The 24,813-nt window shown below is 35.1% G+C and carries 22 protein-coding genes; 21 read left to right on the top strand and 1 reads right to left on the bottom strand.

All coding sequences use genetic code 11. The annotated features are described in order from the left end of the window. The first annotated feature begins 4 nt into the window (after positions 1–4). Entirely contained in the window at positions 5–949 is a 945-nt protein-coding gene (locus tag F0342_RS21150; RefSeq protein ID WP_149157814.1) for a tyrosine-type recombinase/integrase, read from the top strand. Between the two features lie 525 nt (positions 950–1,474). Then, entirely contained in the window at positions 1,475–2,089 is a 615-nt protein-coding gene (locus F0342_RS21145) for a site-specific integrase (RefSeq protein WP_188048646.1), read from the top strand. Here F0342_RS21145 and F0342_RS25760 read toward each other — a convergent pair. Then, positions 2,054–2,239, bottom strand: coding sequence for a DUF6602 domain-containing protein (locus F0342_RS25760; protein ID WP_395940713.1), 186 nt, complete (start codon positions 2,237–2,239; stop codon positions 2,054–2,056). The two genes, F0342_RS21145 and F0342_RS25760, sit on opposite strands and share 36 nt — an antisense overlap. 590 nt (positions 2,240–2,829) lie before the next feature. Between F0342_RS25760 and F0342_RS21140 the strand changes: the two genes are divergently transcribed. The 19 genes from F0342_RS21140 to nikA all read left to right on the top strand — a co-directional run bounded on the left by F0342_RS21140 (position 2,830) and on the right by nikA (position 24,807). Further along, positions 2,830–3,816 (top strand): ABC transporter ATP-binding protein, encoded by a 987-nt coding sequence (locus F0342_RS21140; protein WP_262481844.1) that lies wholly within the window; start codon positions 2,830–2,832, stop codon positions 3,814–3,816. A 14-nt stretch (positions 3,817–3,830) separates the two neighbouring features. Further along, the gene (locus F0342_RS21135) at positions 3,831–5,081 is read left to right on the top strand and encodes an ABC transporter permease (protein WP_149157812.1); all 1,251 of its coding nucleotides are present in this window, start codon (positions 3,831–3,833) and stop codon (positions 5,079–5,081) included. A gap of 69 nt (positions 5,082–5,150) precedes the next feature. Then, a complete protein-coding gene (locus tag F0342_RS21130) occupies positions 5,151–5,567 on the top strand; it encodes an acyl-CoA thioesterase (RefSeq protein WP_149157811.1) in 417 nt (138 codons plus the stop codon). Continuing rightward, complete coding sequence (gene fabD / locus F0342_RS21125) at positions 5,564–6,511, top strand: ACP S-malonyltransferase (RefSeq protein WP_149157810.1); 948 nt, start codon at positions 5,564–5,566, stop codon at positions 6,509–6,511. Before F0342_RS21130 ends, fabD begins: the two co-directional genes overlap by 4 nt. A 50-nt stretch (positions 6,512–6,561) precedes the next feature. Then, positions 6,562–7,308 carry a 3-oxoacyl-[acyl-carrier-protein] reductase gene (gene fabG / locus F0342_RS21120; RefSeq protein ID WP_149157809.1) on the top strand — a complete coding sequence of 249 codons (747 nt, stop codon included), beginning with the start codon at positions 6,562–6,564 and terminating at the stop codon, positions 7,306–7,308. A gap of 18 nt (positions 7,309–7,326) precedes the next feature. Beyond that, positions 7,327–7,614, top strand: coding sequence for a phosphopantetheine-binding protein (locus tag F0342_RS21115; RefSeq protein WP_149157808.1), 288 nt, complete (start codon positions 7,327–7,329; stop codon positions 7,612–7,614). A 6-nt stretch (positions 7,615–7,620) separates the two neighbouring features. Continuing rightward, positions 7,621–8,124: a 3-hydroxyacyl-ACP dehydratase FabZ gene (gene fabZ / locus F0342_RS21110; RefSeq protein ID WP_149157807.1), complete on the top strand. Its 504-nt coding sequence runs from the start codon at positions 7,621–7,623 to the stop codon at positions 8,122–8,124. A 24-nt stretch (positions 8,125–8,148) separates the two neighbouring features. Beyond that, positions 8,149–11,427 (top strand): GNAT family N-acetyltransferase, encoded by a 3,279-nt coding sequence (locus F0342_RS21105; protein ID WP_149157806.1) that lies wholly within the window; start codon positions 8,149–8,151, stop codon positions 11,425–11,427. A gap of 16 nt (positions 11,428–11,443) precedes the next feature. Continuing rightward, positions 11,444–12,793 (top strand): DUF6365 family protein, encoded by a 1,350-nt coding sequence (locus F0342_RS21100; protein WP_149157805.1) that lies wholly within the window; start codon positions 11,444–11,446, stop codon positions 12,791–12,793. Further along, positions 12,790–13,908, top strand: a complete 1,119-nt coding sequence (locus tag F0342_RS21095) for an aminomethyl transferase family protein (RefSeq protein WP_149157804.1) — start codon at positions 12,790–12,792, stop codon at positions 13,906–13,908. Before F0342_RS21100 ends, F0342_RS21095 begins: the two co-directional genes overlap by 4 nt. A 19-nt stretch (positions 13,909–13,927) precedes the next feature. Beyond that, positions 13,928–16,375, top strand: coding sequence for a beta-ketoacyl-[acyl-carrier-protein] synthase family protein (locus tag F0342_RS21090; protein ID WP_149157803.1), 2,448 nt, complete (start codon positions 13,928–13,930; stop codon positions 16,373–16,375). A 31-nt stretch (positions 16,376–16,406) separates the two neighbouring features. Beyond that, entirely contained in the window at positions 16,407–16,793 is a 387-nt protein-coding gene (acpS, locus tag F0342_RS21085; RefSeq protein ID WP_149157802.1) for a holo-ACP synthase, read from the top strand. 474 nt (positions 16,794–17,267) lie between these two features. Beyond that, the gene (gene rfbA / locus F0342_RS21080) at positions 17,268–18,146 is read left to right on the top strand and encodes a glucose-1-phosphate thymidylyltransferase RfbA (protein WP_149157801.1); all 879 of its coding nucleotides are present in this window, start codon (positions 17,268–17,270) and stop codon (positions 18,144–18,146) included. Positions 18,147–18,162: 16 nt separating this feature from the next. Continuing rightward, a complete protein-coding gene (rfbC, locus tag F0342_RS21075) occupies positions 18,163–18,729 on the top strand; it encodes a dTDP-4-dehydrorhamnose 3,5-epimerase (RefSeq protein WP_149157800.1) in 567 nt (188 codons plus the stop codon). After that, complete coding sequence (rfbD, locus tag F0342_RS21070; RefSeq protein ID WP_149157799.1) at positions 18,726–19,586, top strand: dTDP-4-dehydrorhamnose reductase; 861 nt, start codon at positions 18,726–18,728, stop codon at positions 19,584–19,586. The genes rfbC and rfbD overlap by 4 nt, the downstream gene beginning before the upstream one ends. Then, complete coding sequence (rfbB, locus tag F0342_RS21065; protein ID WP_149157798.1) at positions 19,579–20,601, top strand: dTDP-glucose 4,6-dehydratase; 1,023 nt, start codon at positions 19,579–19,581, stop codon at positions 20,599–20,601. The genes rfbD and rfbB overlap by 8 nt, the downstream gene beginning before the upstream one ends. Before the next feature lie 496 nt (positions 20,602–21,097). Further along, positions 21,098–21,553 (top strand): DUF2306 domain-containing protein, encoded by a 456-nt coding sequence (locus tag F0342_RS21060; RefSeq protein WP_149157797.1) that lies wholly within the window; start codon positions 21,098–21,100, stop codon positions 21,551–21,553. Positions 21,554–21,999: 446 nt separating this feature from the next. Further along, positions 22,000–22,410 carry a hypothetical protein gene (locus F0342_RS21055; protein WP_149157796.1) on the top strand — a complete coding sequence of 137 codons (411 nt, stop codon included), beginning with the start codon at positions 22,000–22,002 and terminating at the stop codon, positions 22,408–22,410. An 825-nt stretch (positions 22,411–23,235) separates the two neighbouring features. After that, positions 23,236–24,807, top strand: coding sequence for a nickel ABC transporter substrate-binding protein (gene nikA, locus F0342_RS21050; RefSeq protein WP_395940712.1), 1,572 nt, complete (start codon positions 23,236–23,238; stop codon positions 24,805–24,807). The last annotated feature ends 6 nt before the right edge of the window (positions 24,808–24,813 follow it).

Below are 24,813 nucleotides of genomic sequence, written 5' to 3'. Positions count from 1 at the left end.
AAAGATGGAAAGCAATATTATTTTGGATTCACATTATTATAAGGAATGGTATAAACATACTCATATAGCTCAGTCAACAAAGGACAGCTATAAGTATCTTCTTAAAAGGTTTGGAAGATATATGATGTCCTTGGGGCCAGTAAGGGAGTTAAATTTCGATAAGTTTAAGTTTGGAAAATTAGACTCGAGATATGATCCAATAAATGAAGAGTTTATTGATGATTACGTGGAATTCCTCATAGAGGATGGAGCCAGTCATAAAACTCTTTATAATAGTATTGAAGCTCTAAAATGCTTTTTTAAGTTCTTGAAAATGGTAGGCTTGATAAAGTCAAACCCAACAGCGTATTACCCGAATCCGTATTATAAGCTTAAAAAGGTAGATCGTGCTTTCAGTAAAGAAGATGCGGATAAGTTACTATCAGCCTCAAAAAAAGTGGATCCGTTTTTTAGACAATCCTATGTACTAATGTCTTTGTTTTTAACATGCGGATTACGTTCGCAAGAGGTTTGTTTGATGAAAAAGTCCCAAATAAATCTAGAGTTTCAAACAATAGAAATCATTCGGGGACAGAAAACATCCGCAGGGGTTGTTTCTGTAGTAGACAAATTGAAGGAAGCTTTTGAACAATACTTTAAACACCCCGAGTGGCTGAAGTGGTCTAACGGACAAGATAAAGAAGTATTCTTCTATAAGGGTAAGCCATTGAATAGAAGCAGATTAGTTTCGATGTTACAACGGATTTATGATGAAGCTGGAATCGATAGGAAGGTACGTGTTCACGATTTACGGCATACGATGGCACAGCTGTTATTATTAAATGGAGCCAATGAATTTTCCATTCAGGAGCAGCTACGTCATGAGAGGATCGAAACAACTATGCATTATCTGAACTATAATATGAATTATCGAAATTACTTGGAAGCAAATTCAGATCAATATTTATAACAGCCGCCGTTGAGAAGGTCATGAGCAAAATGAACATTACTTTAAATGCTCTTCTTCAAGGAAGGCATTAGAATGAAAATTCTTGATTAAATAAAAAATTATCGCTTCTACTTGAAACGTAGCAATACCACCAATATAATGTAGGTAATTCAATATAGTAGCCTTAAGTTAAATGCATTGTGGCTGGAAGGACCAGGGCGATGGATTAGTGATCTCACTATCCGTCTGCCCTTTTTTATTTGCCGATTTAATCTTGGAATAGATTTGAAAGGGAGACTTAAGAAAACAAATTTTAAGAGTACAGCATCAGTTAGGTTATAGAAGTAGTGATACGGTCATTAACTTCTTAGGTCCTCAATCTCTGAATCATGAGAACTAAAAATGACCTTTTTTCTAAGAGTAGGAACAAAAATGATTTTTTGTGAGTAAAAAGGACAGAAGAGATATTAGGAAGTACAATGTGTTTTCTGTTCGTTCCACCAGTTCTAAGCTCTTGTTGAAATGGGAATTATAAATGAAAAACTAATGAAAGGTATGATGAAAATGAATAAAAAGCCAGTACGAAAGTTTGTACCGTGGAGTAATAAAGAGGTAATCGAGTTTCTCAAAGTAGCAGAACTAGAAGGTAGCGGGGAAATGTATAAATTTGTACTCTCTACAGGGGTGAGGCTAGGAGAACTTTTGGCCCTAACATGGGATAATGTCGACTTTGATAAGGAAACTTTAACTGTTAATAAGAATGCTATCTCAACAAGAAGTGGAGAAGAACAAATTGAACCATTAAGAAGTGGATCCCATACCACAGCTTTGCCTTCTAACCTGGTGATTACCCTAAAGAAGTACAAAGAAAAACAGCGGAGGGAAATAGGTAAGCGAAATCAGCATAAATTAAATCTGGTATTCCCCGATAAAACTGGAGGAGTCCGAAAACCTTCTACCGTTAGAATAGAGTTTTATCGTTTAATCGAAAAAGCAAATGTTAGGAAAATAACATTTCATGATTTAAGAAGAATGCATGCTATCTTATTAGTTAATGCGGGGGCATCCCTCGACTTGATAAAGAATCGCTTACGACATAGTAGAATTGAAACAACTAAAAATTTATTATATAAACAAATTTCCAAACGCTATACAAAGTAAAAGGGTTTTTAATTCATTAGTATTAAGAGTTGACTTTACTTCTCCAATAGCAACTACAGTTTCAATATTGAAAAATGGATGGTCCTCTTTTAATATAGTATTTTTTTCATTATAGATAATTACATCACATTGGCTACTTACATTAAGAATAGGAACAAAAATGATTAAGGTGTGAGTAAAAGGACAGAAGAGATAGCAGAATCAATGAAAGAGACTATATTATAGGTGATACGTATATCTCAGATAAACAAACGATTTATACAAAGAATCATGATGTTTTTACATATCTTTTGTCTGTTTGTTTAATTATTCTATGGAACATTTCGAAAGATGAAAAAAGACAGAAATTAACAGAGTGTAGATAAAAAAAATAATAGCAAATCTCAGTCTTATAGGAAACGCTTGTCAAGCGTGCACCTTTGGAAGGAGCAGGAAAACGAATGCCTTTTTTGCTCCTTCTATTGTGAAACATTCTATTATAGGTTTAAGAAGGCGGGGAAGGCCTATATATCAGTTGGTATCTAGTAATGGATTTGGTATATGCTGTGAAATTTAGGGAGTGAACCTTTGAAAACTTATGTTTAATCCCTTGCGAAAAAGGGTAATATTAAATTTTTTGTAAAAATTTTCCCAAAAACAATGTAGATTATGGTAAGATTTAATAGTATTTTCGACATGTAAGTCTATATACCTACTTAAAAGGGTAGAAATGATGTTTTTTAAAAAAAGGAGGTTTAAAGGTGAATCAATTATTGGAAGATCAACATTTGAATATTGAATCAAATGTTAACACAATAGTGTCCGTAAGAGGATTAACTAAATCCTACGGAGATTTTGTAGCAGTGAAGAATGTAAATCTCAATGTATATGAAGGAGAGGTTCTAGGTCTCCTTGGGCCAAATGGCGCAGGTAAGACGACATTAATTTCGATGCTTTCCGGGGTGTTAAAGCCAGACAGTGGAAGCGGAGAGGTTTGTGGGTTTGATATTAGTAATAAAGAATTACATCATGTTAAAAAACTAGTGAGTTTGGTACCGCAGGATTTAGCTCTTTATATGGAATTAACTGCATATGATAATCTTTCGTTCTTTGCAAACTTATATGGATTAAAGGGGAAAATAAAAAAAGAAAGAATCCATGAGGTATTAGAAATTGCACAATTACATAATGTTTCGAATAAAAAAGTTGAAGCTTTTTCAGGAGGAATGAAGCGGAGACTTAATTTAGCGATAGGATTATTAAATCATCCGAAATTAATTCTGTTAGATGAACCAACAGTGGGGGTGGATCCCCAATCTAGGAATCATATCTTTGAATCCATTAAGTATTTAATAAATGATCTTAAGATGAGTGTTATTTATACAACACACTATATGGAAGAGGCTGAGACACTTTGTGATCGAGTGGCCATTTATGATCAAGGAGAAATATTGGATGTAGATGCTACAACATCCCTATTGTCTAAGCATGGACAAAAGCAATTAGAGCTTAAGATTAAAGACGTGGATGATAGACTACTAGATGAAATTCGTGATATGGAAAACATAGATTCGGTTAATTATGTCAATGACATGCTTTATATTCAATCGGAACAGCTGCTAGAAAGAACTGAGGAAATACTAAGCTACATTCGTAAAGAGGGCTTAGTAGTAAGTAAATTTAATGTAAGGGAAACCGATTTAGAGGATGTTTTTCTGCAGCTTACAGGAAAGAAACTGCGAGATTAGAACGGAGGATTAACTTGGGTATATGGAATATTGCAACTAAGGACCTACGAATTTTTATACGTGATATCCCGGGACTTTTGTATTTGATATTAACTCCTGTCATCATTATCGCGATTGCAAGTTTTGCTTTGTCGGGAATGTTTACTGAAGGGGAGGTAGAGCAGTTTTCCATCCCTATTGTAATAGAAGATGATGGAGAGGTAGCTGAAAACTTAGTTAGTGTATTAGATGAAACTAGTGCCATAAAACTTATCGAAACCTACAAAACAAGTGATGGGGAAGAAGCAAATTTAACTAGAGAAGAAGCTGAAAATATGATAGCTGATAAAAAGGCTGCAATCATTATACCTAATGGTTTCTCAGAAAAAGTTAAAAATGGTGAAAATGCTGAAATAATTGTATTAAAGGATCCGGTGGATCGAGTGATACCTGGGGTTGTTAATGATATTCTCTCTCAATATACCGCCAAATTATCAATGGTTAATGTAGTGAATTTAATTGGTTCTACTGCTGTACTAAATATTACTCAGCAAACACAACAGGTACATGGTATTTCTATTGATCCTTCTGCTGAAATAGAAACAATCAAAGAGCAAAGTGAATACTATACTGATCACCCACCGGTTAAAGTAGTCGTGGAGACATCGGAAACAAAAGAGGTAGAGCATGAGGCAACTCCTTTTGAATCTAATGTCCCTGGTTACGCTGTAATGTTTGTTCTTTTAGGTACAGCTGCTGGTGCAACTAGTTTACTAGAAGAACGAGACAGAGGAACCTTAAGGAAATTACAGACACTTCCAATTTCAAGATTTTCTATATTGGGTGGAAAGATGCTTTCAAATTTTCTAACAGCCCTTTTTCAAATGCTTGTTCTTTTTACAGTTGGGCATTTTATATTTGGGATGTGGCTTGGTAACTCAATTACAGGATTAATCCTATTAGTCATTGCCACTGCATTTGCAGCCACAGGGTTAGCGATGTTTATTGCATCTATTTGTAAAACTCGCGCCCAAGCAAGTGGTGTCTCTCTTCTAATCGTATTATCGATGTCTGCATTAGGTGGTTCTTGGTGGCCTCTATATATTGTGCCTGAATGGCTTCAAAAAGTAGCCCATGTCACCCTTACTGCTTGGTCTATGAGTGCATTTAATAATCTCCTGATTTATGGAGAGGGGTTATCCACCATCATTGCTTCAATTGTTGTTTTATTTGGGATGGGGATTCTTTTTTTAATATTATCAGTTCGATTATTTAAATTTAATTAATCTGTGGTTGTACCGACAAAGAAAATTTATTAATGATAGAAGGTGCCGGTTTTTTTGGGGGGTCAAAAGATGAGATGGGTGAAGGTGGAAATACCTGTACGCTATGTTGAGTGTGATCCCATGGGTGTTGTTCATCACTCAAATTATTTTTCATGGTTTGAAGTGGGTAGGGTTCAGTTAGCAACAGAAGCTGGTCTGAATTTAGAAAAAGCCAGTCGAAAACTGTTTATGCCTGTAATTAATATAAATTGTAATTATAAAAGTTCAGCGAAGTTTGGTGAGACCGTTATAGTTGAAACGGCGCTAGTAAAACCGAAGAAAGCCTACCTCCATTTTGAATACAGAGTTTATCGTAAATACGGTCGAAAACTCTTAGTAAAGGGAAGCTCGGAACATGCGTTTACACGGACTGATGGTACTTTAATTTTGAAGCTACCAGATGACATTAAGCAAAAAATTGATATCTTCCTTGGAGGTGTGTCATGAGTAAAGCCTTTATATTTCCTGGACAAGGTTCTCAACATATAGGGATGGCAAAAGATTTTTATAAACAATTTCCTTCTATATTTACAACAATATTCGAAGAAGCAGAGGATGCTTTGGGGGTTCCTTTAAAAAAATTATGTTTTTTTGGCCCGAATGAGACATTAACATCTACTGATATTGCTCAACCAGCCATTTTAACTACAAGTGTAGGAGTGTATAAACTACTTGAAAGTGAAGGGGTTACGCCAGATTATGTTGCTGGACATAGTATTGGACAGTTTTCAGCATTAGTTGCTGCAGGTTCCTACCAATTTTCAGATGCACTAAAGATTGTTCATCAGCGTGGAAAGAGTATGGCTAGAGTTAAAAGGAAAGGGACAATGTTGGCTGTTGTAGGCTCCAAGGAGGAGCAAATTTTGGAGGTTATAGATAAATCATTTGATTTCAATGTTGAATTGGCAGCCCACAACTCTCCATTACAGATTGTCTTTTCTGGAGAGGTCGACCTGATAGTGAAATTTAAAGAGTATATGGATTCCATTCCAGGAATTAAAACGAAACTCTTAAATGTTAGCCAGGGTTTTCATTCAAAGTTAATGGAAGAGATGGAGTCAGGTTTTTATGATTATGTTAGTGGGTTTTCTTTAAACGAACCAGAGATTCCTATCATCTTAAACTGTGATAGTAAATTAACGTGGAAAAAGGCCGCTATCCTTGAAGATATTAGACTCCAATGTACACAGCCAGTTCTATGGAAGCAAACGATTGAGTCTCTTCATTCTTTTGATATCCAGGAGATTTTTGAAGTGGGACCAAGTAAAACATTATCAGGTTTGATGAGATCATTTGGTAAAAAGGCAATTACTACTTATTCAACAGAATCGGTAATGTCATATAAAAAAAGTGTGAAAAAATCCTCAAAAACATTTATGAAAGAATATTAATTTTTCAGGATTTATATATAGGGATGTAATAATTAAATGAGGTGAGTTCTTTGTTTAAAGGAGATGAAGTAGCAGTAGTAACTGGTGCATCTAAAGGGATAGGCAAAGCAGTTGCTCTTGAACTAGCTAGTCAAGGAGTAAATCTTGTCCTGACTTATGTTAGTAGTAGCAACAAAATGGATGAGACACTTTACGAAATTAAAAATTCTGGTGGGAATGTCATATCTTATAAAGTTGATGTATCTAACGAAAAAGAAGTAAAACAGTTATTTAAGGACGTCAAAAAACATTATGGCAGACTGGATATCCTTGTAAATAATAGTGGGATTACAAAGGATGGCTTTTTACCATTAATGAGTAGCCCGAAATGGGACGAGGTCATCAATGTTAACTTACGAGGAACTTTTTTATGTTCAAGAGAAGCAGTTAAGCAAATGATGATTAGTAAGAGTGGGACAATTGTAAATATTGCTTCAACAAGTGGTATTTCCGGTGCAAAAGGACAAACGAATTATTCTGCTTCAAAGGGAGGTATAATTTCCTTTACCAAAAGCTTAGCGTTAGAGGCGTCACAGTATAATATTCGTGCGAATGTGGTTGCACCCGGTTTTATTGAAACTGATATGACAAAAGCTATGGATCAAACAACCCTGTCCCAAATGATGGAATTAGTTCCATTGAGAAGAATGGGAAAGCCGCAAGAGGTGGCCAATCTTGTTTCTTTTTTAAGTTCTGAGAAATCTTCGTATATTACAGGTAAAGTTTTCACCATTGATGGTGGATTAATAAATGGATAATAGAAAGGTAGTGTAGAGATGTATGCCTATCAAGAGACTCAAAAATTAGCTCAAGAGAGAAGAGAATTAACAGAGAGACTAAAGGAAATTATTGTTGAAAGATTAGATTTAGAAATTGAACCAAGTTTAATAACAGATGATCAACCGATTTTTGGACGTGGTTTAGGACTTGATTCAATTGACGCGTTAGAATTATTTGTTGTCATTGAAGATGAATTCAATGTTACGGTTTATGACGACAACATTGAAGTGTTTAGTTCTATTAATAAATTGGCAGATTACATTGTTGTGAATAGTGAGGAGTGATTGGTTTTGAAAAACGTTCTTGATGTGAATGAAATCAGAAAAATCATTCCTCATCGGTGGCCATTTCTGCTTTTAGATCGAGTTGTTGAACTTAAACCAGGAATAACAGGTACTGCAATTAAAAATGTGACAATCAGTGAGCCTTTCTTTGAGGGGCATTTTCCAAATGAATCAATCATGCCAGGTGTTCTCATCGTGGAAGCATTGGCTCAACTTACAGCAGTTGTTTATTGTACCGGTGCTTTAGAAGCAATGGAGGAATCTTTTGAGGAAGTAGCAGGAGCAGCAGAAAGTCTTGCAAAGGATATAGATATTTCTTCAAGAGTAGGTTATCTAGTTGCAATAAAGGATATGAAGTTTATGAAGCCGGTAACACCTGGTGATCAGTTGCGTCTTCGTGCTAATATTGGAAAAAGTTATGGAATTCTTTCAAAAGTAAAGGTTTCTGCATATGTGAATCATGACTGTGTAGCTACTGGTACACTTACAGTTTCTCAAAGACCAGATTAACAAAGAGTAGCGGGGTTATACATTATGGAACTCGGTAAAGTTAAACTTAGAAAGTGTGTGAAAGAAGATGCTGAACAAATTTCAAATTTTTTCAATAAATTTGAGTATGGTCCAGTTACACATGGTTGCTTACTAAAAGAAAGTGATGTACAAAGGTTGTTTATACATTCTAAAATTGTTCTATTCTTATGCTTAGAATATGAGGATAAAATCATTGGGACTATGTTATTTTCTACGCACTGTGGCCAAAAGGCTGCTGATACTGACGCAGTTTGGGGAAGTAACTTTTTAATCCATCCCCAATTTCGTAACGGTCCTTTACCAGGGATGTTTTTTTCGAATTCAATTAAGCAATTAACAGAACTAGGTTATAAATATATAGATGTTGATGTTGATCCAACTAACAGTGCTGCACTCCCGTTATATAAGCGTGTCGGGTTCATTAGAAGAGAGAAATCTATACTTGATTATGATGGATATTTAGAATTAAGATGCTATCTACCTTTGGTGACTCAATTCTTAAAACAAAGTTATAATGTTACAACCCTGAATGATTCTTTAGTTGAAAGTGGTTGGAAAAGCTTAATTAGTGCAAGTAACATTCGTTCTACGAGTAATGATACATATGCATTGCATGGAATGGAAACCTATCAATATGAAATGAAATTTGATAATGAAAGTTTTTCCTGCTGGGTTGATATGTTAAGTGAAAAGGTAGCGATGATGGAGGACCCCCGTTTTAGGTTCATAAGTTATATTGAAGAAGGCCAGGAACTTAATCAAGGCCAAACGGTAACGGCTATATTTGAGTTTGAAAACCGGCTCGATCAAAGAATGCTTGTTTCTTTTAATAGTAAGATTGGTGAAAGAGCCCTTTCTTATAGAAATGGTAAAAAGTCAAGGCTTTTGGCACCAGGTGAAAAGATTAGTTGGAAAGAATATATAATCATCCCACATCATATACTGGAATTTAGTAGTTTGCGATCGACTGTTAAGTTTGGTGATTATAAGTTTTCATTTCATTACGGGTATAATGCCACAAGACCATTGGCTGTTTCTGTGGCAGAAAATACTTCTTTACTAACTAATCAACCAACAAAGATCAAGTTAAACCTCGTAAATCATACTTCCAAACAATTTAAGGGACTGATTGAGATTCGTGCTGTTGATTCTACGAGGATTAAATTAGATAAATCCGGGATAAAAGAATTAGTCATCCCTGCCAGGGATTCAATTCAATATCCAGTTCATCTTAAATGTCTAGGTACTGGAATCGACTTAATAGAAGTAATTCTATATAACAATAACCATGACAGAGTTCACACTAAGGTTCTAGAATTACCGATTATTTCCCGTTTCTCTAGCGTGAGATTCAAAGACGGTATAGGTAACATTATTCTTGAGAATTCTAAAATCTCTGTAAAACTTGAAGAAAGTACGGGCGGATTAAGCATTACTGAACGAATAGCAGGAAATCAAGTTGTTCGCGAAGCTTGGCCTGATTTAGGTCTACCTTTTATAGGTACAGTGAAGCGCATGCCTAAACGTAAAATAATTATTCTCGAGCCCAACGAAGAAAATACCCTAATAGCTATAGAGCTTAAAGATGACAAAGTTCATTTAATACGCAAGATTACACTTGGTGGTAACAGTATGATAGGGATAGAGGATTATGCGATAGGTAAAGGAGAAGTATTGAAGATTACCCCTTGGTGCTCGATAAAAGATTCAATCATTAATATACCTTTTGTATCAGGTATTGTGAGAGATACTTTAATATTTGAGGACTTTCCTTTCCTTACGAATGATTTCGAATATATGAGAGATCAAGATCTACCGAGCGACCCTAAGGCATACTTCAAGCCGTGGACCTTGTTTGAAAATAAAGAGATAAAAGTAAAAATGACATGGGAAGGTGAAGTCAATTCTGTTATGTATGGAATGCGCTGGATGCCGTCTGTTATTTTTAATCGCTGTTCAAGCATTCGCGACTACAGGAAAATCAATAAAAAAAACTGGGATAAACAGTACTTATTTCTAGGTGAAAACAATTATTTAAAAAACTTCAATAAAAATAAGACAATTAAATCAATCGAGGGCATTATAGCTGACAATATTCCCGACGCTTCTCACTATTTTAATATAGATTTAACTAGAGATATTGATGAACAATCTATATGGAACCTAGTTGGAGTCCAACAAGAGAATAGCGGGAGAGCAAATATTAGTTTAATTCTACCTGATGCAGTTTCAAATATAGATACCCTTAAACTGAAAGGAAAAGTAAAAGTGGTCCATCTAAGTGAATTATGTGGAAAACTTGAACTCAATATCCCGGCCTTAAACTTCAATAAAAGTCAATCAGTTGGAGCTATTCATTCTACACATCCTTTAGAATTTTCTTTCTTAATTGATGTGAAAACCGATAAGAAAATTATTAATGGGACCATTACATTCGAAAATATGGAAAAAGGAATTTATGCAAAAAAGAATTTTCAGTTAGATGTGATTGAAAATGGTTCTATAGTTACTATTGAAAAAAAAGAGAAAAGGTCAATAAGTGTTTATTCAGTCAATAATGGTTTTCTAGAATTTGAAGTTTCACCTGACCTTCAAGGTTCATTAATTAGTTTGAAATACGGTCCGAAAAATTTACTAAGCTCCCATTTTCCTCGATTTAAAAATTGGGGACAAAATACAGCAACCCCAGGTGGTATATATCCACATTTAATAGAGCATGAGATAGATATTGAAAAAGGATACCTTTTTGAAGATAGATATATAGAGACGTTTATATCTGAATTGGTTAAGGGTGGCTCTTCTATAAAGGACTCCTGGGAAGGTATTAGCTGTAGAGGACAAGACTATGTAGTTAACTATCTTACACGTCCAGGATCGCCAAAATTAAAATTAGAGATTTTATATACAGACTTAATCAAGGCGAATCAAATATTCAACATTGCACTCCATTCATTTTGGAATAAGCTGGGCAGGAAACGACAAGTCTACTTTTGGAATATATTAGGCGAAAATATTCTGAGAGAATGTGGAATCAGGAGGAGAGTCTATACAAGTGATACAAAAGCAATATTAGACGTAGGAAAAGACTTTTACCTCACCTTATGGGGAGAATCAGAAGACTTACAACTTGTCATTTCGGAGTGGCCGGATCAAGGCTTTCAGTTATCTTTTATACAATCTTTAAAAAATAGAAGTGTTAAGAAAGATGTGGGTAAATTTTCTATTTATATCTGTATTAGTCGAACACTAGAAGAAGCTAAAAGTCACATAAATATAAGTTAGTAAGGGAGGAACGGATGTGAAGGAAAAGGTACTCTTTATTGCGCCCAGCCAATTTAGTATTGGGGAGTTGCATAATGCGATCTATTTATCTAGACAACTAGAATCAAATGGGAGGACATGCCACTTTTTAACCAGTCAAAATCATCTGGATTATGCCCTGAATTCAGGTGTGAAAGCTACTCCACTAAGGAAAAAAACGATGCAAACAGTGGCCGTGAAAGAAGTAGTTCAGAGCTTTGACCCAGATGCGATTATCATTGCAGATTATCATAATCTAGACCTGGAATCACCTTTAATAGACTTAGATTTTGTATTAAGTTTAGGACTTCCAACAGCTACTATTGATTCACTTTGTTTTGGAACCGAATCCAAAGTATTAAAGAATCGTTTATTCGAAGAAAATTTGTTGAAGCGAACAAGATCAACGAGTAAAGCAGAAGCTTTTTTAAGAAAGATACCAGAAACGATGAAAGTGATCCGTACTTGCCCAATCAATGATCCTAGTGTTAAGAATGAAAGAATTCAGCCAGTTACTCTTTATAAACGTCCATTTAATATGGAATTGATTAAGAAGGAAGAGGTAAGACAAAGGTTTGGATGTCATTCCAAAACTGATAAATTAATTATGGTATCTAAGGCAGCATGGGCAAATTTATTTGTGAAAATGCGTTTAATGGAAACTAAGTTATACATGGATAGGAAATATAGTTATGAACACTTTATTCAGCAGTTAATTGAGTGCTATCTAGGAGTAAGAGAAGTTCCGTCTAAGGTTGTTATCGTTGGGATAGCTCCTGAAAATAGCTTAATTCAACATGCAAGCGAATCAAAGATAAAGTTTGTCGGTATGTCATTTCTAAACATAAAAGAATATGAAGATTTATTATTCTCATGTGACCTTTTTATAACAGATAATGTTACTTCATGTTCAATGGCAAAAGCGTTATTTGGGTATGTCCCTGTTCTGAGTTTAGTAAATACCAAGGTAAATACAGGTGATGGTGGAAATCTATTGTTTCCTGAGATTTGGGAATCTCAGGAAGGAAGAGATGCAATCCTGCAAAAGTGGACAAAAGTACTTCCAAAAGGTATTTATCCATTTTTAACGTTTCCGAATGGATGGGTAGATGAACTACAACCTTTACTCGCAAACAATCCATTTATGGAAGCAATAGAGATTTCTGAGATATTCAATATAAGAGAAACTGGCGAGAAAATTTATAATCTTTTGTACTGTGAAAAAACAAAAAAAATAGTTAATGAAAAACAAGAAAAATATATTAATTTAATAATTAATACTCCTGATGCAAATGACATGATGGAGTTTATTCTTGATAAAAAAATGAAAGAGAGGTTATCAAAGTGATAACAAGTACCGATAAAAAAGCAATTTTTACTAATTCTATAAAGGGTAATGCGACAGTACTAAATAATGGTGGGTATGAAGTCGTAGGAGCCTACAGTGGTGTAGAAGAAGAATACAATGCCCTTCGAAAATATGTAGGGCTGATTGATTACTCTTCGAATGGAAAATTTAAAATCACAGGAGAAGATCATGTAGAGTTTGTAAATTACCTAACTTCAATGGATATAGAGTATTTGGATATAGAAAAAACTGCTTTTTCCCTTTTTGTCGATGAAGAGGGCCATGTAGTAGATTTAGTGACGATTTATAAACAAGAGGATTATATATTACTTGAAACTTCAGTTTCTAAACGGGATGAAGTTTATAGCTTTTTAGAACATTACCATAATAATGATCAAGTAGTAATTGAAGATATAAGTAATGAGCTAGCCATCATTGCTTTTGAAGGTCCATATGCCTGGAAGGTTGGACAACAGTTAATCGATTTTGACATTTCATCTTTACCATTTCAGTCGTTTGTAGAGACAACTTGGAATAATGAAAAATTAATTTTTGCTCGTACAGGTGTTACTGGTGAGTATGGTTATAAAGTATTTGTTCAAATGGAGTCCGCTTTAGACCTTTGGAGCTTTTTATTAGATCAAAGTGAGGATGAATGCGTTGTTCAGCCAGTAGGTTCTCAAGCGGTAAATATTACAATGCTAGAAGTAAGACAGCCGAATGTTGATTTTGAAGTAAAAGATCATACGGTATTTGAATCTTGCTTTGAATGGTTAATTAGCTTTGAAAAAGAAGAATTCTTAGCAATGGAGGCTATTGAATCACTAAAAGAACAAGAGGTAGAAAAGAGACTAGTTGGCTTTATTTTTGATGAGGACGCTGCTTTAGCTGAAGGAGATTCCATCATTATTGAAAATGAAAAAGTAGGCTCAGTTATTCAGGTTGAGTATAGCTATACCCTTAGAAAGAATTTGGGTTTAGCTTTAATGGCTAGTGAGTTCGCAGTCTCTGGTTTAGAAATGGGAGGATTAAATTCTGAGGGGAATCAAGTAGTAATTCAAACTGTTTCTTCTCCATATATTACTCCAAAATCATGGGCAATTAAAATTGTTTAATTAAGGAGATTTGTGTGGTATGCAGTTTAAGAAATTTCAGGTAGCTGTAACGGGAATCGGCATTATCTGTGCAAATGGAAAGAACGTTGAGGAATTCTGGGGAAATATTATTGAGGGGAAAAGCGGTATAAAATTAGTGAAAGAACTAGATTTATCTGATTTAAGTACAAACTATGGTGGAGAGGTTGAAAAATTTATTCCCTCCAATTACTTTACGAAAAAAGAACTTCTTCAATTAGATAGAGCAGGTCAATTTGCTGTGCTTGCAGCTCGTGAAGCAGTTAGTTCCGCAAATATTGATTTCTCTAATGACCCATACCGAGCTGGCCTTATACTAGGAACCTCTCTGGGGGGGATAGCAAGTGGCGAGAAATTTCACGAGCAGTGGATTAATAAAGACATTAACCATACTGATCGTTCTCTTATCTTTAAATACCCAATCCATGTTCCAGCTGATAATGTAGCAACTGACTTAGGGATAAAAGGTCCTAAAAGTGTGATTTCAAATGCTTGTGCTGCAGGGACCAATTCGGTTGGGTATGCTCTAGATACAATTCGTTCAGGGAAAGCTGATGTTATGTTAGCGGGCGGTGTTGATCCATTAACTAAATTATCACTTAGTGGGTTTAATAGTTTACAAGCTTTATGTGATGGACCGTGTTCACCATACAGCGAAAGTAATGGAGTTAATATTGGTGAAGGTGCCGCATTCTTAGTCCTTGAAAGATTGGATTATGCAGAAGCCAGGGGGGCAGAAATTCTGGCAGAAGTCCTTGACTATTCTTTGTCAGCTGACTGTTATCATCAAACGGCTCCAGACCCAGCTGGATCAGGAGCACTTCAATCCATGAAGAACGTTTTAATGCAAGCAGGTTATGAGCCAAAAGATATCTCTTATATTAATGGACATGGAACAGGGACCCCAGCAAATGATTCATCAGAACCTAAGGCATTAAGGTCTTTATTAAAGGAATATTCACCACCTATTTCTTCTACTAAATCGATGATAGGACATATGCTTGGTGCAGCTGGAGCTGCGGAAGCTGTTACTAGTATTCTAGCTATAAAGAAAGGAGTTATTCCTCCAACTGTAAATTTTAAGGAAGAAAGCTCCAAATTTGACTTAGATTTTGTTCCTAACAATTCTCGAAAAGGAAATGTAGATTTAGTTTTATCAAACTCTTTTGCATTCGGAGGTAATAATGCAACAATAATGTTTGGTGCAAAAACTGAATCCAATAAGCCAGTTGTGAATTATTCTAAAAGGAGAGTTGTAATCTCAGGGGTAGGAGCAATTGCAGGAAATGCTTCTAATGTAGAGGAGATTTATTCGCTATTGAAGAATGGAGAGAGTGGTATTTCCGAGATTACAGAATTTGATACAAGTATCTATGGGTATCAGGATGCAGGAATCATTCCAGAAATAAAGTATGGTAAATTCGTGAACCCTAAATTACTTAGAAAGATGGATACCATTAGTAAGCAAGCAGCTGTTGCCACCAATATGGCTATTAAGGACGCAAATATAAAAATAAATCGTGATAATAGTGAAGAAGTTGGTTTGATTTTTGCTACTGGAACTGGTCCGATTGAAACGGTTGAAGCATTTAATCGCGTGGTTATCTCTGAAGGTGCTCAAAAGGCAAATGCACGCCGCTTCCCAAATACAGTTATGAATGCAGCGGCTGGACATATAGGTTTAAATTTTAAATTAAAGGGCCCTACGTCTACTATTTGTGCGGGTGGAGTCTCAGCAATTAATGGATTATTTTATGCTAATAGTTTAATTCAACAAGGGATTTGTAAGCAGGTTATTGTTGTTTCATCAGATGAGTTCAATGAGCCTATGTTAGCTGGTATGCATAGAATACCAGGATATTTAACAAAGGATAAAGCAAAACCGTTTGATGTTGAATCTAGCGGAAATATTCTCGGTGCAGGAAGTGTAGCATTTGTCCTTGAAAGTGATGAATCTGCGAAGGAGCGTGGGGCAGAGATTCATGCGGAAATTAAAGGTTTTGGAATGACCTCCGATAATAGTAAAATTGGAAGAATTAATCCAACAGGGGAAGCGTGGGAAAAATCGATAGAATTAGCTTTAGCTGAAGCGGGTTTAGAAGTAAGTAACATTGGGTATATTGCTTCATCTGCAAGTGGTCATAAAACTTTCGATGCTATCGAATCTAGAGTTTTATCAAGAGTATTTGGGAATGATACTCCTGTAAGTGCCCCTAAATCTGTATTTGGCGAAACACATGGTACTGCAGGGGCTATAGGAATATTAAGTTCAATATTAGCATTTAGTGGAGTAGTACCTGCCATTCAACATTTAACAAATCCAAATCCACGAGTAGAACTAGACTTAGTAACTAATACTCGACGGGCGGATGTAAAAAATGCTCTCATCAATTCATTCGCTTATGGGGGCAATTATAATTCCCTAGTTGTTAGTCAGTATATCCAATAAACAAGCGTAAAGAATGGTGGAGGAGTAATAAATGATAGTAGGCATTGGAATGGATTTGACGGAAATAAAACGAATAACGAAAGCATTAAATAGAACTTCAATGTCTTTTGTAAAACGCATGTTAACAGACAATGAGCTTAGCTATTTTCAGGAAATCGAAAACGAAAAGAGAAGAATGGAATGGCTGGCTGGTAGGTTTGCAGCCAAAGAGGCTGGTGTAAAAGCAATAGGTACTGGTTTTGGGAAGCAAATAGGGTTAAAAGATTTAGAGGTTAAACCTAACCATCTTGGTAAACCAGAGTTTTATTTATCAGGCAAAGTCCAGTCTTTATTTTCCGAAAATACAATTTTTCACCTAACTATTACACATACAGAAGAAACTGCCGCTGCATTCGTGATTATTGAATCAGATATATAGGGGTAGGCAGAGAGCACACGGGACGGTTCTTGTAGGTGACAATCGGAATTTTCGCACGAAGAAAGGCACGACTAGTACTTTAAGCTAGCCGTGCCTTTTTGTAATTAATCTCACACATCCAACGTAAATGTTAATTCTGCATGAGAATGAAGCCCTGACCACTGTGTTTCTCTCCTAATAGTTGTTTTGTCCGTAATTATTACATGCCTTTTTTATAATCTGTATATTTTCTAAAAGAGTATTCAACTTATAATTCATAAGGCAATCCATCCGTTACAGTGTTCTACAGTAACTTTTTTGCAAACGGGGAAAATAGATTAATACTTAGAATATTGGCTAGGTACAGGACTTCTTGTTTGCTATATAAAACTAGTTTGGTTCTTTTGTTACGATTTACTAGTAAATCGTTATGTTGAATTCCCCCTGGGAGAATATTCACTATTACCATTTTTATAAAGAATAGGAGTACATAAAATGAAAGGAATTATTTTAGCTGGTGGAAGTGGAACAAGATTGTATCCACTTACCTTGGTTACAAGTAAACAGTTATTACCGATTTATGATAAGCCAATGATTTATTATCCTCTATCAACGTTGATGTTGGCCGGTATTCGTGAGATTTTAATCATTTCGACCTCAGAGGATACTCCAAGGTTTGAGGAATTGTTAGGGGATGGTTCACAGTTTGGAATCTCTCTTCAATATAAGATTCAACCTAGCCCTGATGGATTAGCGCAAGCTTTTATTATTGGTGATGAATTCATTGGAAATGATTCTGTTGCGATGATTCTTGGAGACAATGTCTATTATGGAAGTGGCATGAGGAAAATTCTTCAACGAGCCGCACAGAGAGAAACAGGTGCAACTGTATTTGGTTATCATGTTCAGGATCCTGAACGTTTTGGTGTTGTTGAATTTGATGAGAATGGTAAGGTTATAAGTATTCAAGAAAAGCCAGAGGTACCAAAATCTAATTACGCGGTCACAGGCCTTTACTTTTACGATAATAGTGTGATTGAAATAGCAAAGAATGTGAAGCCTTCTCTACGTGGTGAGTTGGAAATCACATCAGTCAATGAAGCTTACCTTCAGGTTGGACAATTAGAGGTAGAGCTTCTTGGAAGAGGTTTTACATGGCTAGATACAGGTACTCATGACAGTCTGTTTTCTGCAAGTAATTTTGTTCGCACGGTCGAAGAACATCAAGGCGTTAAAATAGCTGCACCAGAGGAAATTGCATTTATTAATGGATGGATTGAAAGAGAACAATTATTAAAGTCTGGTGAACTTTCCTCAAAGACAGGTTATGGAAAGTATTTATTAAAAGTAGCAAACGCTAAAATTAAGTATTAATTGAAAAGGTGATCATGTGCAAGTTGTAAAAACTCATATTGAAGATATATTAATTATTGAGCCCAATGTATTTGGGGATCATCGTGGTTGGTTTATGGAGACTTATAATAAGGAAAAATTTAAAGAAGGCGGAATTGATTTTCAGTTCGTTCAAGATAATCAGTCTCTTTCAGTCAAAAAGGGGACTTTACGCGGTCTGCATTATCAATTAAATCCAAAGGCGCAAACGAAACTGGTCAGATGTACAAGAGGTTCTATTTTTGATGTGGCTGTTGATATCCGAAAAGAAAGTCCTACGTTTGGACAATGGTATGGGATTGAGTTGTCTAGAGAAAACAAAAAGCAATTGCTTGTTCCAAAGGGCTTTGCACATGGGTTTATGACATTAACAGATAATGTTGAAGTTCAATATAAGGTGGACGAGCTGTATGCACTTGAATACGATTGCGGTATCGCTTGGGACGATCCAGAAATTGGAATTGAATGGCCGGAGGATATCACTCCTGTGTTATCTGCAAAGGATAAGAAGGCACCACTTTTAAAAGATGCAGAAATTAATTATCGATATGGGGAATCAAAATGAAGATTCTAGTGACAGGTTATACAGGTCAACTTGGCTATGATGTTGTGAAGGAAGGCCAGTTTCACGGCTATGATATTTATGGTGTAGGCTCAGCGGATTTGGATATTACAAACAAGCAGCGTGTAACGGAATTTGTTGAAAAGTTAAATCCAGATGCGATTGTTCATAGCGCTGCATATACAGCTGTTGATCAAGCGGAAGATGATCAGGACACATGCTGGAATATTAATGTAAATGGTACGAGGTATTTAGCTGAAGCAGCAAAGAGCGTTGGGGCAAAATTCATGTACATTAGTACTGACTATGTGTTTGATGGGGAAGAAAATTGGCCTCTCTCTGAAACTGATTCAACAAGTCCGGTGGGGTATTATGGTTTAACCAAGTTAGAAGGTGAAAAGGTAGTTCAATCTCTTCTTAATCAAATGTTTATTGTAAGAATTTCATGGGTATTCGGAATAAATGGAAATAACTTTGTGAAGGTAATGCTTCGCTTAGCAGAAACTCGTTCAGAATTAAATGTTGTTGGAGACCAATTTGGATCACCAACTTATACATTTGATTTAGCAAGATTATTAATTGAAATGATTGAAAGTGAAAAATATGGTATATATCATGTTTCAAATGAAGGCTTTTGTAGTTGGGCTGAATTTGCAAGGGAAATTTTTAAAGTAGCAGGCAAAGCGGTTAAGGTGCATGCAATAAATACAGAGGAGTATCCAACCCGCGCTGTGCGACCAAAGAATTCTCGTCTGTCTAAGCAAAAGTTGGTTGATTCAGGATTTAAACCGTTGCCATCATGGCAAGAGGCATTAGAGCACTACATCAATGAACTAATTTTAGAGGTGAATCATGACTAGAGAAAAGGTAGTAGTGACCGGTGGAGCAGGTTTCATTGGTGGTAACTTTGTTCAATATATGGTGGATAAATATCCACAATACGAGATCTTTAATCTTGATCTATTAACTTATGCTGGAGATCTTACCAAGCATAGATGCATTGAAAATAAGGATAGGTACCATTTTATTAAGGCTGATATTACAGATAGAGAAGCAATTTATGCGTGCTTTGAAGAATATAAATTTGATTATGTAATCCATTTTGCAGCCGAAAGTCATGTAGACCGGTCCATCACTAAACCTGAAATTTCTGTGTTTACTAATGTTTTAGGGACTCAAGTGTTATTGGATGCAGCGAAGTATATTGGTGTAAAGAAATTTGTTCAAGTCTCAACGGATGAAGTTTATGGGGAGTTAGACTTTAATCCAACGACTTTTTTTACAGAAGAAACACCTCTTCAACCAAACAGCCCATATAGTGCAAGTAAGGCATCTTCAGACATGTTAGTTCGTGCATACCATAGAACATTTGGTTTACCAGTGAACATTACAAGATGTTCAAATAACTATGGTCCATACCATTTTCCCGAAAAGCTAATTCCGTTAACCATTTCTCGCGTATTAAATGATCAAAAGGTACCTATATATGGTGATGGTAAAAATATTCGTGATTGGTTACATGTTTATGATCATTGTACTGCGATTGATTTAGTGATGCATAAAGGCTCAAATGGAGAAGTTTATAATGTGGGTGGTTATAATGAGCGAACAAATCTTGAAGTTGTTAAAACAATCATTAGCACAATTGGGAAGTCAGAGGGATTAATAGAGTTTGTCAAAGACCGCTTAGGACACGATAAGCGTTATGCGATTGACTCAACAAAACTAGAAAGCCTAGGCTGGAAACCATGTTATACATTCGAAACAGGTATTGCTCAAACCATCAAATGGTACATTGATAACAAAGATTGGTGGGATCAAATTATAAGTGAAGAATATAAGAATTATTTCGATAAGCAATATTCCTTAAAGTAAATTGGTTATTACCTTTTAAAAGGAAGATTTTTTGAAAAAAATTCACTAGCGTTATATACGTTGAATTATCTGGATTCATTTATTGCATAAAATATTCCTTAGAACTGGTCGAGCAGATGATTTCCATGGACAAAAATACACTAATATCGGTATTTAGAAAATCTTTAGAAATGTCAAATCGATTATCTTTTCAAGATGACACTGGATAATATTACTGCTAGAGAGAGCGAGATACAATATCGAAAATTAAGCCTCCCAAAGAGCAGAGTATTAAGGGTGTTCTTGGAAAATATAGTAAACACTCAGAAGGTTAAACCCAAATTAAAAAATACTATGAAACTAGCCAAATAGAGACTACTGTAGACATTGATAAGTTTCTCAATGATCATTTTGTTTTTGAAATAGGTCTCCCCTATGAAAAATTAATGAATGAAACAAAGAAATTATTAATGGAAGAGGGATTTTCATTAGAAGACGTTTTTTAAGTATTGAGGTGATGTTATTGTTTAATGTATTTTTAATTACTCATATACTCACAGGGACGATTTGTTTAATAAGCGGGATATTTGCAATGTCTTCTAAAAAGAAGAAGGGGAAACATACAGTATCTGGCGAGATATATCACTGGTATTATGTCCTTGTATTTATAACAGCTTTGGTTATGTCGATAATCCATTGGGAAAAAAGCCAATATTTATTCTATATCGCTCTGTTTTCTTATGGGCTCGCTTTATTGGGATATTTAGCGGTCAAGAAGAAATGGAAAAATTGGATAGGTGCTCATATAGGAGGAATGCTAGGTTCTTATATAGGTATTGTAACTGCAACTTTAGTAGTTAATACTCCTAGTATACCAGTTTTAAATGAACTGCCTATTTTGTTATTTTGGATTCTACCTACAATTATAGGAATTCCGCTCATATTTAAAGTAGGTAAAAAAATACGCAATTAACTTGTGATATGCAACATTTTAGAATTCCTACTAGGCTAGTGGAATGGACTGGTAATATATTTAAGCAATTTATTTTGCGTGTGTAAGTGGTAGTGAAGAATTAAGTTAGAGGGCAGAACGAATAGAGAGTGGGAAATCGAAAGTAGTTTATTTAGAAAAGGATGATGGAAATAAGGAAGCGTTATTATATTCTGAGATTAGGCATATAAATCACGAACAGTTTAATTCTTAGGATTTTATTTTCTGAGAAAAAATATATATTCATAAAAACTAGATTTTCTAATGATATAAAGTGTCACTGTCTAAAGGTAATGCAATATTGGAGCAGTTTTATAGTGAAGAATCAATTCAAGAAATTATTTTTTAAAAGATTAGATATAATCCAATTTATCGATGGTTTTTTTGATACTGTTAATGATAAATACTAAATAAACCAAAGTGTTAAAGTGGGTTTTGAAGAGTATTCTTCTAAATACGATCATTATTTAGCTGACAAACAAGATCTTGAGCAATTATTAAAAGATAATTATGAAGAAATTAGAGATATCTACATGAATTTAAAACCTACTGAGAAAGCTCAAGAGATTATACTTAAAACAAAAGAGATTGCAGCTAAGTTGCACTGGATTTATTTACCCATATATCCAGAGCAAACAATAAGAAACTCAGAACTAATACCAGAAGAAGAAACTAAGGAATATTATAATCACTTCAATACAATTGAAGATTTATATAGGGCAATTTTTGAAAATGGAGGAATAGCATGGGACAGCTTAGAAGGAGATGTTAATTTAAATTCACTGATTAAGATGAGAATATATTCATCAAGACGGGACATTAAATGGAGAGAAGAATGACGGATTATTTAGCAGCCAATGATTCAATTCAATATCCTTATGACGGGGTTAAATATGCTCTAGAAACATTATGGAAAACGGTGGATTCTACAAGTATGTCTATTAAGGAATTGGAAATTAAGTTATAGGATATAGGTGATTGGATTAATGCTGTAGAGAAAGCAATAAAAAGTAATCAGCCCAACTGGGTAGGGTATTATTAAATATTATTATTAAAAACATTCAAGTATCAATGCTAACATTTTGCTAACGCATTTCCATAAAAAACGGTAAATCGACATTAAAGATGTTACAGCCAAAAATATCCAAAACGTTGATTTACCGCGCTATTTCACCTCACGTTAACGATATTACACATCCTCACCTTAGGGGCGGCATGATGTAATGACCGTTCACCCCCTTGAAATATAAGGGTTTTGAAGTGGTTTGCTAACAAAATGCTAACATTTGAAAAATAAAAGAGGCTTCTCATTAGTTAATTTAGCTTTTGAGAAGCCTCTTTTTCAGTTCTTTTGTTAAATACACGACTAATTAACGAATAAAGAATTCTTGTTTCATTTAATATTTATTCTTTATTCTTAAGAGGTGGTAAACACCTTACAAATCAAAAGGTAATAGCCTATTTTAATGTTTTTTTTCACTATATCTAAAAATATTAAATAAAAATTAGACTGAATTCTTTGTTAAAAATACGAAAACATATTGACAATCAAATATCTATATCCTACTATGTGATAATGGTTATCATTTTCAATTAGGGGGGCGGGTTTTATGGCAAAACCAATATATATAAAACATTTTTTGCTTATATCTGTAATTGTCCTTATGTTATCTTTGGCATTACTTGGTTGTTCAAGAAATTCAGCAGGAAATATGGAGTCTACCAGTGAAAGTAGCAATATGTTTACTGTTGCATGGCCAAGGGATATAGGAGAGATGAATCCACATGTTTATAATCCATCTCAATTATTTGCTCAATCCATGGTATATGAACCTTTAGTTAGCTACCAGGATGGAGGAGAGTTAAAGCCACATTTAGCAGAGTCTTGGAAGATTTCTGAAGATGGGAAAGAATATGTATTTAACCTACGCCAGGATATTAAATTTTCTGATGGCACAAATTTTAATGCTGACATTGTGAAAAAGAACTTTGATGCAATACTAAAGAATGCAGACATGCATGGTTGGTTAGGATTTATTCCAAAGATTGATCAAACAGATGTCATAGATGAATATACATTCAAATTAACATTAAAAGAGCCGTATTATCCTACTATTCAGGAATTAGCAGTTGTACGTCCAGTCCGTTTTCTAGGAGAAGTCGGTTTCCCTGAAGATGGTGACACTTCAAAGGGTGTAGAACAACCTGTTGGTACGGGTCCATGGGTGTTAGATGAATATAAGGTAGATGAATTTGCTATTTTTAAACGTAACGAAAATTATTGGGGAGAACTCCCAAGTGTAGAGAAAATTAAAGTCAAAGTCATTCCTGATGCTGAAACACGCGTACTCGCTTTCGAAAAAGGGGACTTAGACCTTGTTTATGGAGAAGGTGTTATCAGTATAGATTCTTTTAAGCAATTAGAGTCCACAGGTTCCTATGAAACTAGCATTTCTGAGCCAGTCGCCACTAGACAGCTAGTTATGAATACGAATAAAGAACAGCTTTCTGATGTACGTGTTCGCCAAGCATTACATTATGGATTTAATAAACAAACAATGGTTGAAGGTGTGACATCTGGATTAGAAGAGAAGGCCGACTATATCTTACCAACAAACTTACCTTACACTTCAAATGTTGATACGACCAAGGTTGAATATAATGTTGAAAAAGCGAAACAATTATTAGATGAAGCAGGCTGGATGTTGCCAGAGGGTAAAAATGTACGTGAAAAAGACGGGAAACCACTTGAAATTGAGTTGATGTATAACTCTTCTGAAATAATCCAAAAAACAATGGCTGAAACATTACAGTCTGAGTGGGCGGGTTTAGGTGTAAAACTAAATATTGTCGGAGTTGAGCTTACCACTCAAGTGGAAAGATTCAAAGCGAATGAGTTTGATATGAATTTTTATAGTAACTTCGGTGCGCCATATGATCCGCATACTTTCGTAAACATGATGAACACAGAAGGATTTGGATTTAGAGAAGCGATTTCATCCTATCCTAATAAAGAAGAGTTAATGATCCAAATAGCTGAAGTTCAAAAAACAACGGATGAAAACGAACGTCAACAGCTTTACACGGCAATCTTAGGCTCATTACAAGAGCAAAGTGCCATTGTACCTATTTCGTATATTAAGAAAATAGCAATTTATCAAAAGGATGTTTCTAATTTTACATTCCCTGGTAACCGAGATGAACATCCATTTACAGGGATTAGTGTAAACGAGTAAGCGACA

This window comes from Bacillus sp. CH30_1T (genome assembly GCF_008364765.1).
In the GTDB taxonomy this organism is placed as follows: domain Bacteria; phylum Bacillota; class Bacilli; order Bacillales; family Bacillaceae_B; genus Rossellomorea.
Note: the sequence above shows the minus strand (reverse complement) of the source record. Positions and strands in the feature narration are given on the sequence as shown.

What these genes read in the sequence shown, in the direction of transcription:
- rfbA (WP_149157801.1), top strand. Translation starts at nt 17,268, where the DNA reads ATGAAAGGAATTATTTTAGCTGGTGGAAGTGGAACAAGATTGTATCCA.
- F0342_RS21090 (WP_149157803.1), top strand. Translation starts at nt 13,928, where the DNA reads ATGCAGTTTAAGAAATTTCAGGTAGCTGTAACGGGAATCGGCATTATC.
- fabD (WP_149157810.1), top strand. Translation starts at nt 5,564, where the DNA reads ATGAGTAAAGCCTTTATATTTCCTGGACAAGGTTCTCAACATATAGGG.
- F0342_RS21115 (WP_149157808.1), top strand. Translation starts at nt 7,327, where the DNA reads ATGTATGCCTATCAAGAGACTCAAAAATTAGCTCAAGAGAGAAGAGAA.
- F0342_RS21060 (WP_149157797.1), top strand. Translation starts at nt 21,098, where the DNA reads ATGTTATTGTTTAATGTATTTTTAATTACTCATATACTCACAGGGACG.
- rfbB (WP_149157798.1), top strand. Translation starts at nt 19,579, where the DNA reads ATGACTAGAGAAAAGGTAGTAGTGACCGGTGGAGCAGGTTTCATTGGT.
- F0342_RS21150 (WP_149157814.1), top strand. Translation starts at nt 5, where the DNA reads ATGGAAAGCAATATTATTTTGGATTCACATTATTATAAGGAATGGTAT.
- F0342_RS21105 (WP_149157806.1), top strand. Translation starts at nt 8,149, where the DNA reads ATGGAACTCGGTAAAGTTAAACTTAGAAAGTGTGTGAAAGAAGATGCT.
- nikA (WP_395940712.1), top strand. Translation starts at nt 23,236, where the DNA reads ATGTTATCTTTGGCATTACTTGGTTGTTCAAGAAATTCAGCAGGAAAT.
- F0342_RS21145 (WP_188048646.1), top strand. Translation starts at nt 1,475, where the DNA reads ATGAAAGGTATGATGAAAATGAATAAAAAGCCAGTACGAAAGTTTGTA.
- F0342_RS21130 (WP_149157811.1), top strand. Translation starts at nt 5,151, where the DNA reads ATGAGATGGGTGAAGGTGGAAATACCTGTACGCTATGTTGAGTGTGAT.
- acpS (WP_149157802.1), top strand. Translation starts at nt 16,407, where the DNA reads ATGATAGTAGGCATTGGAATGGATTTGACGGAAATAAAACGAATAACG.
- rfbD (WP_149157799.1), top strand. Translation starts at nt 18,726, where the DNA reads ATGAAGATTCTAGTGACAGGTTATACAGGTCAACTTGGCTATGATGTT.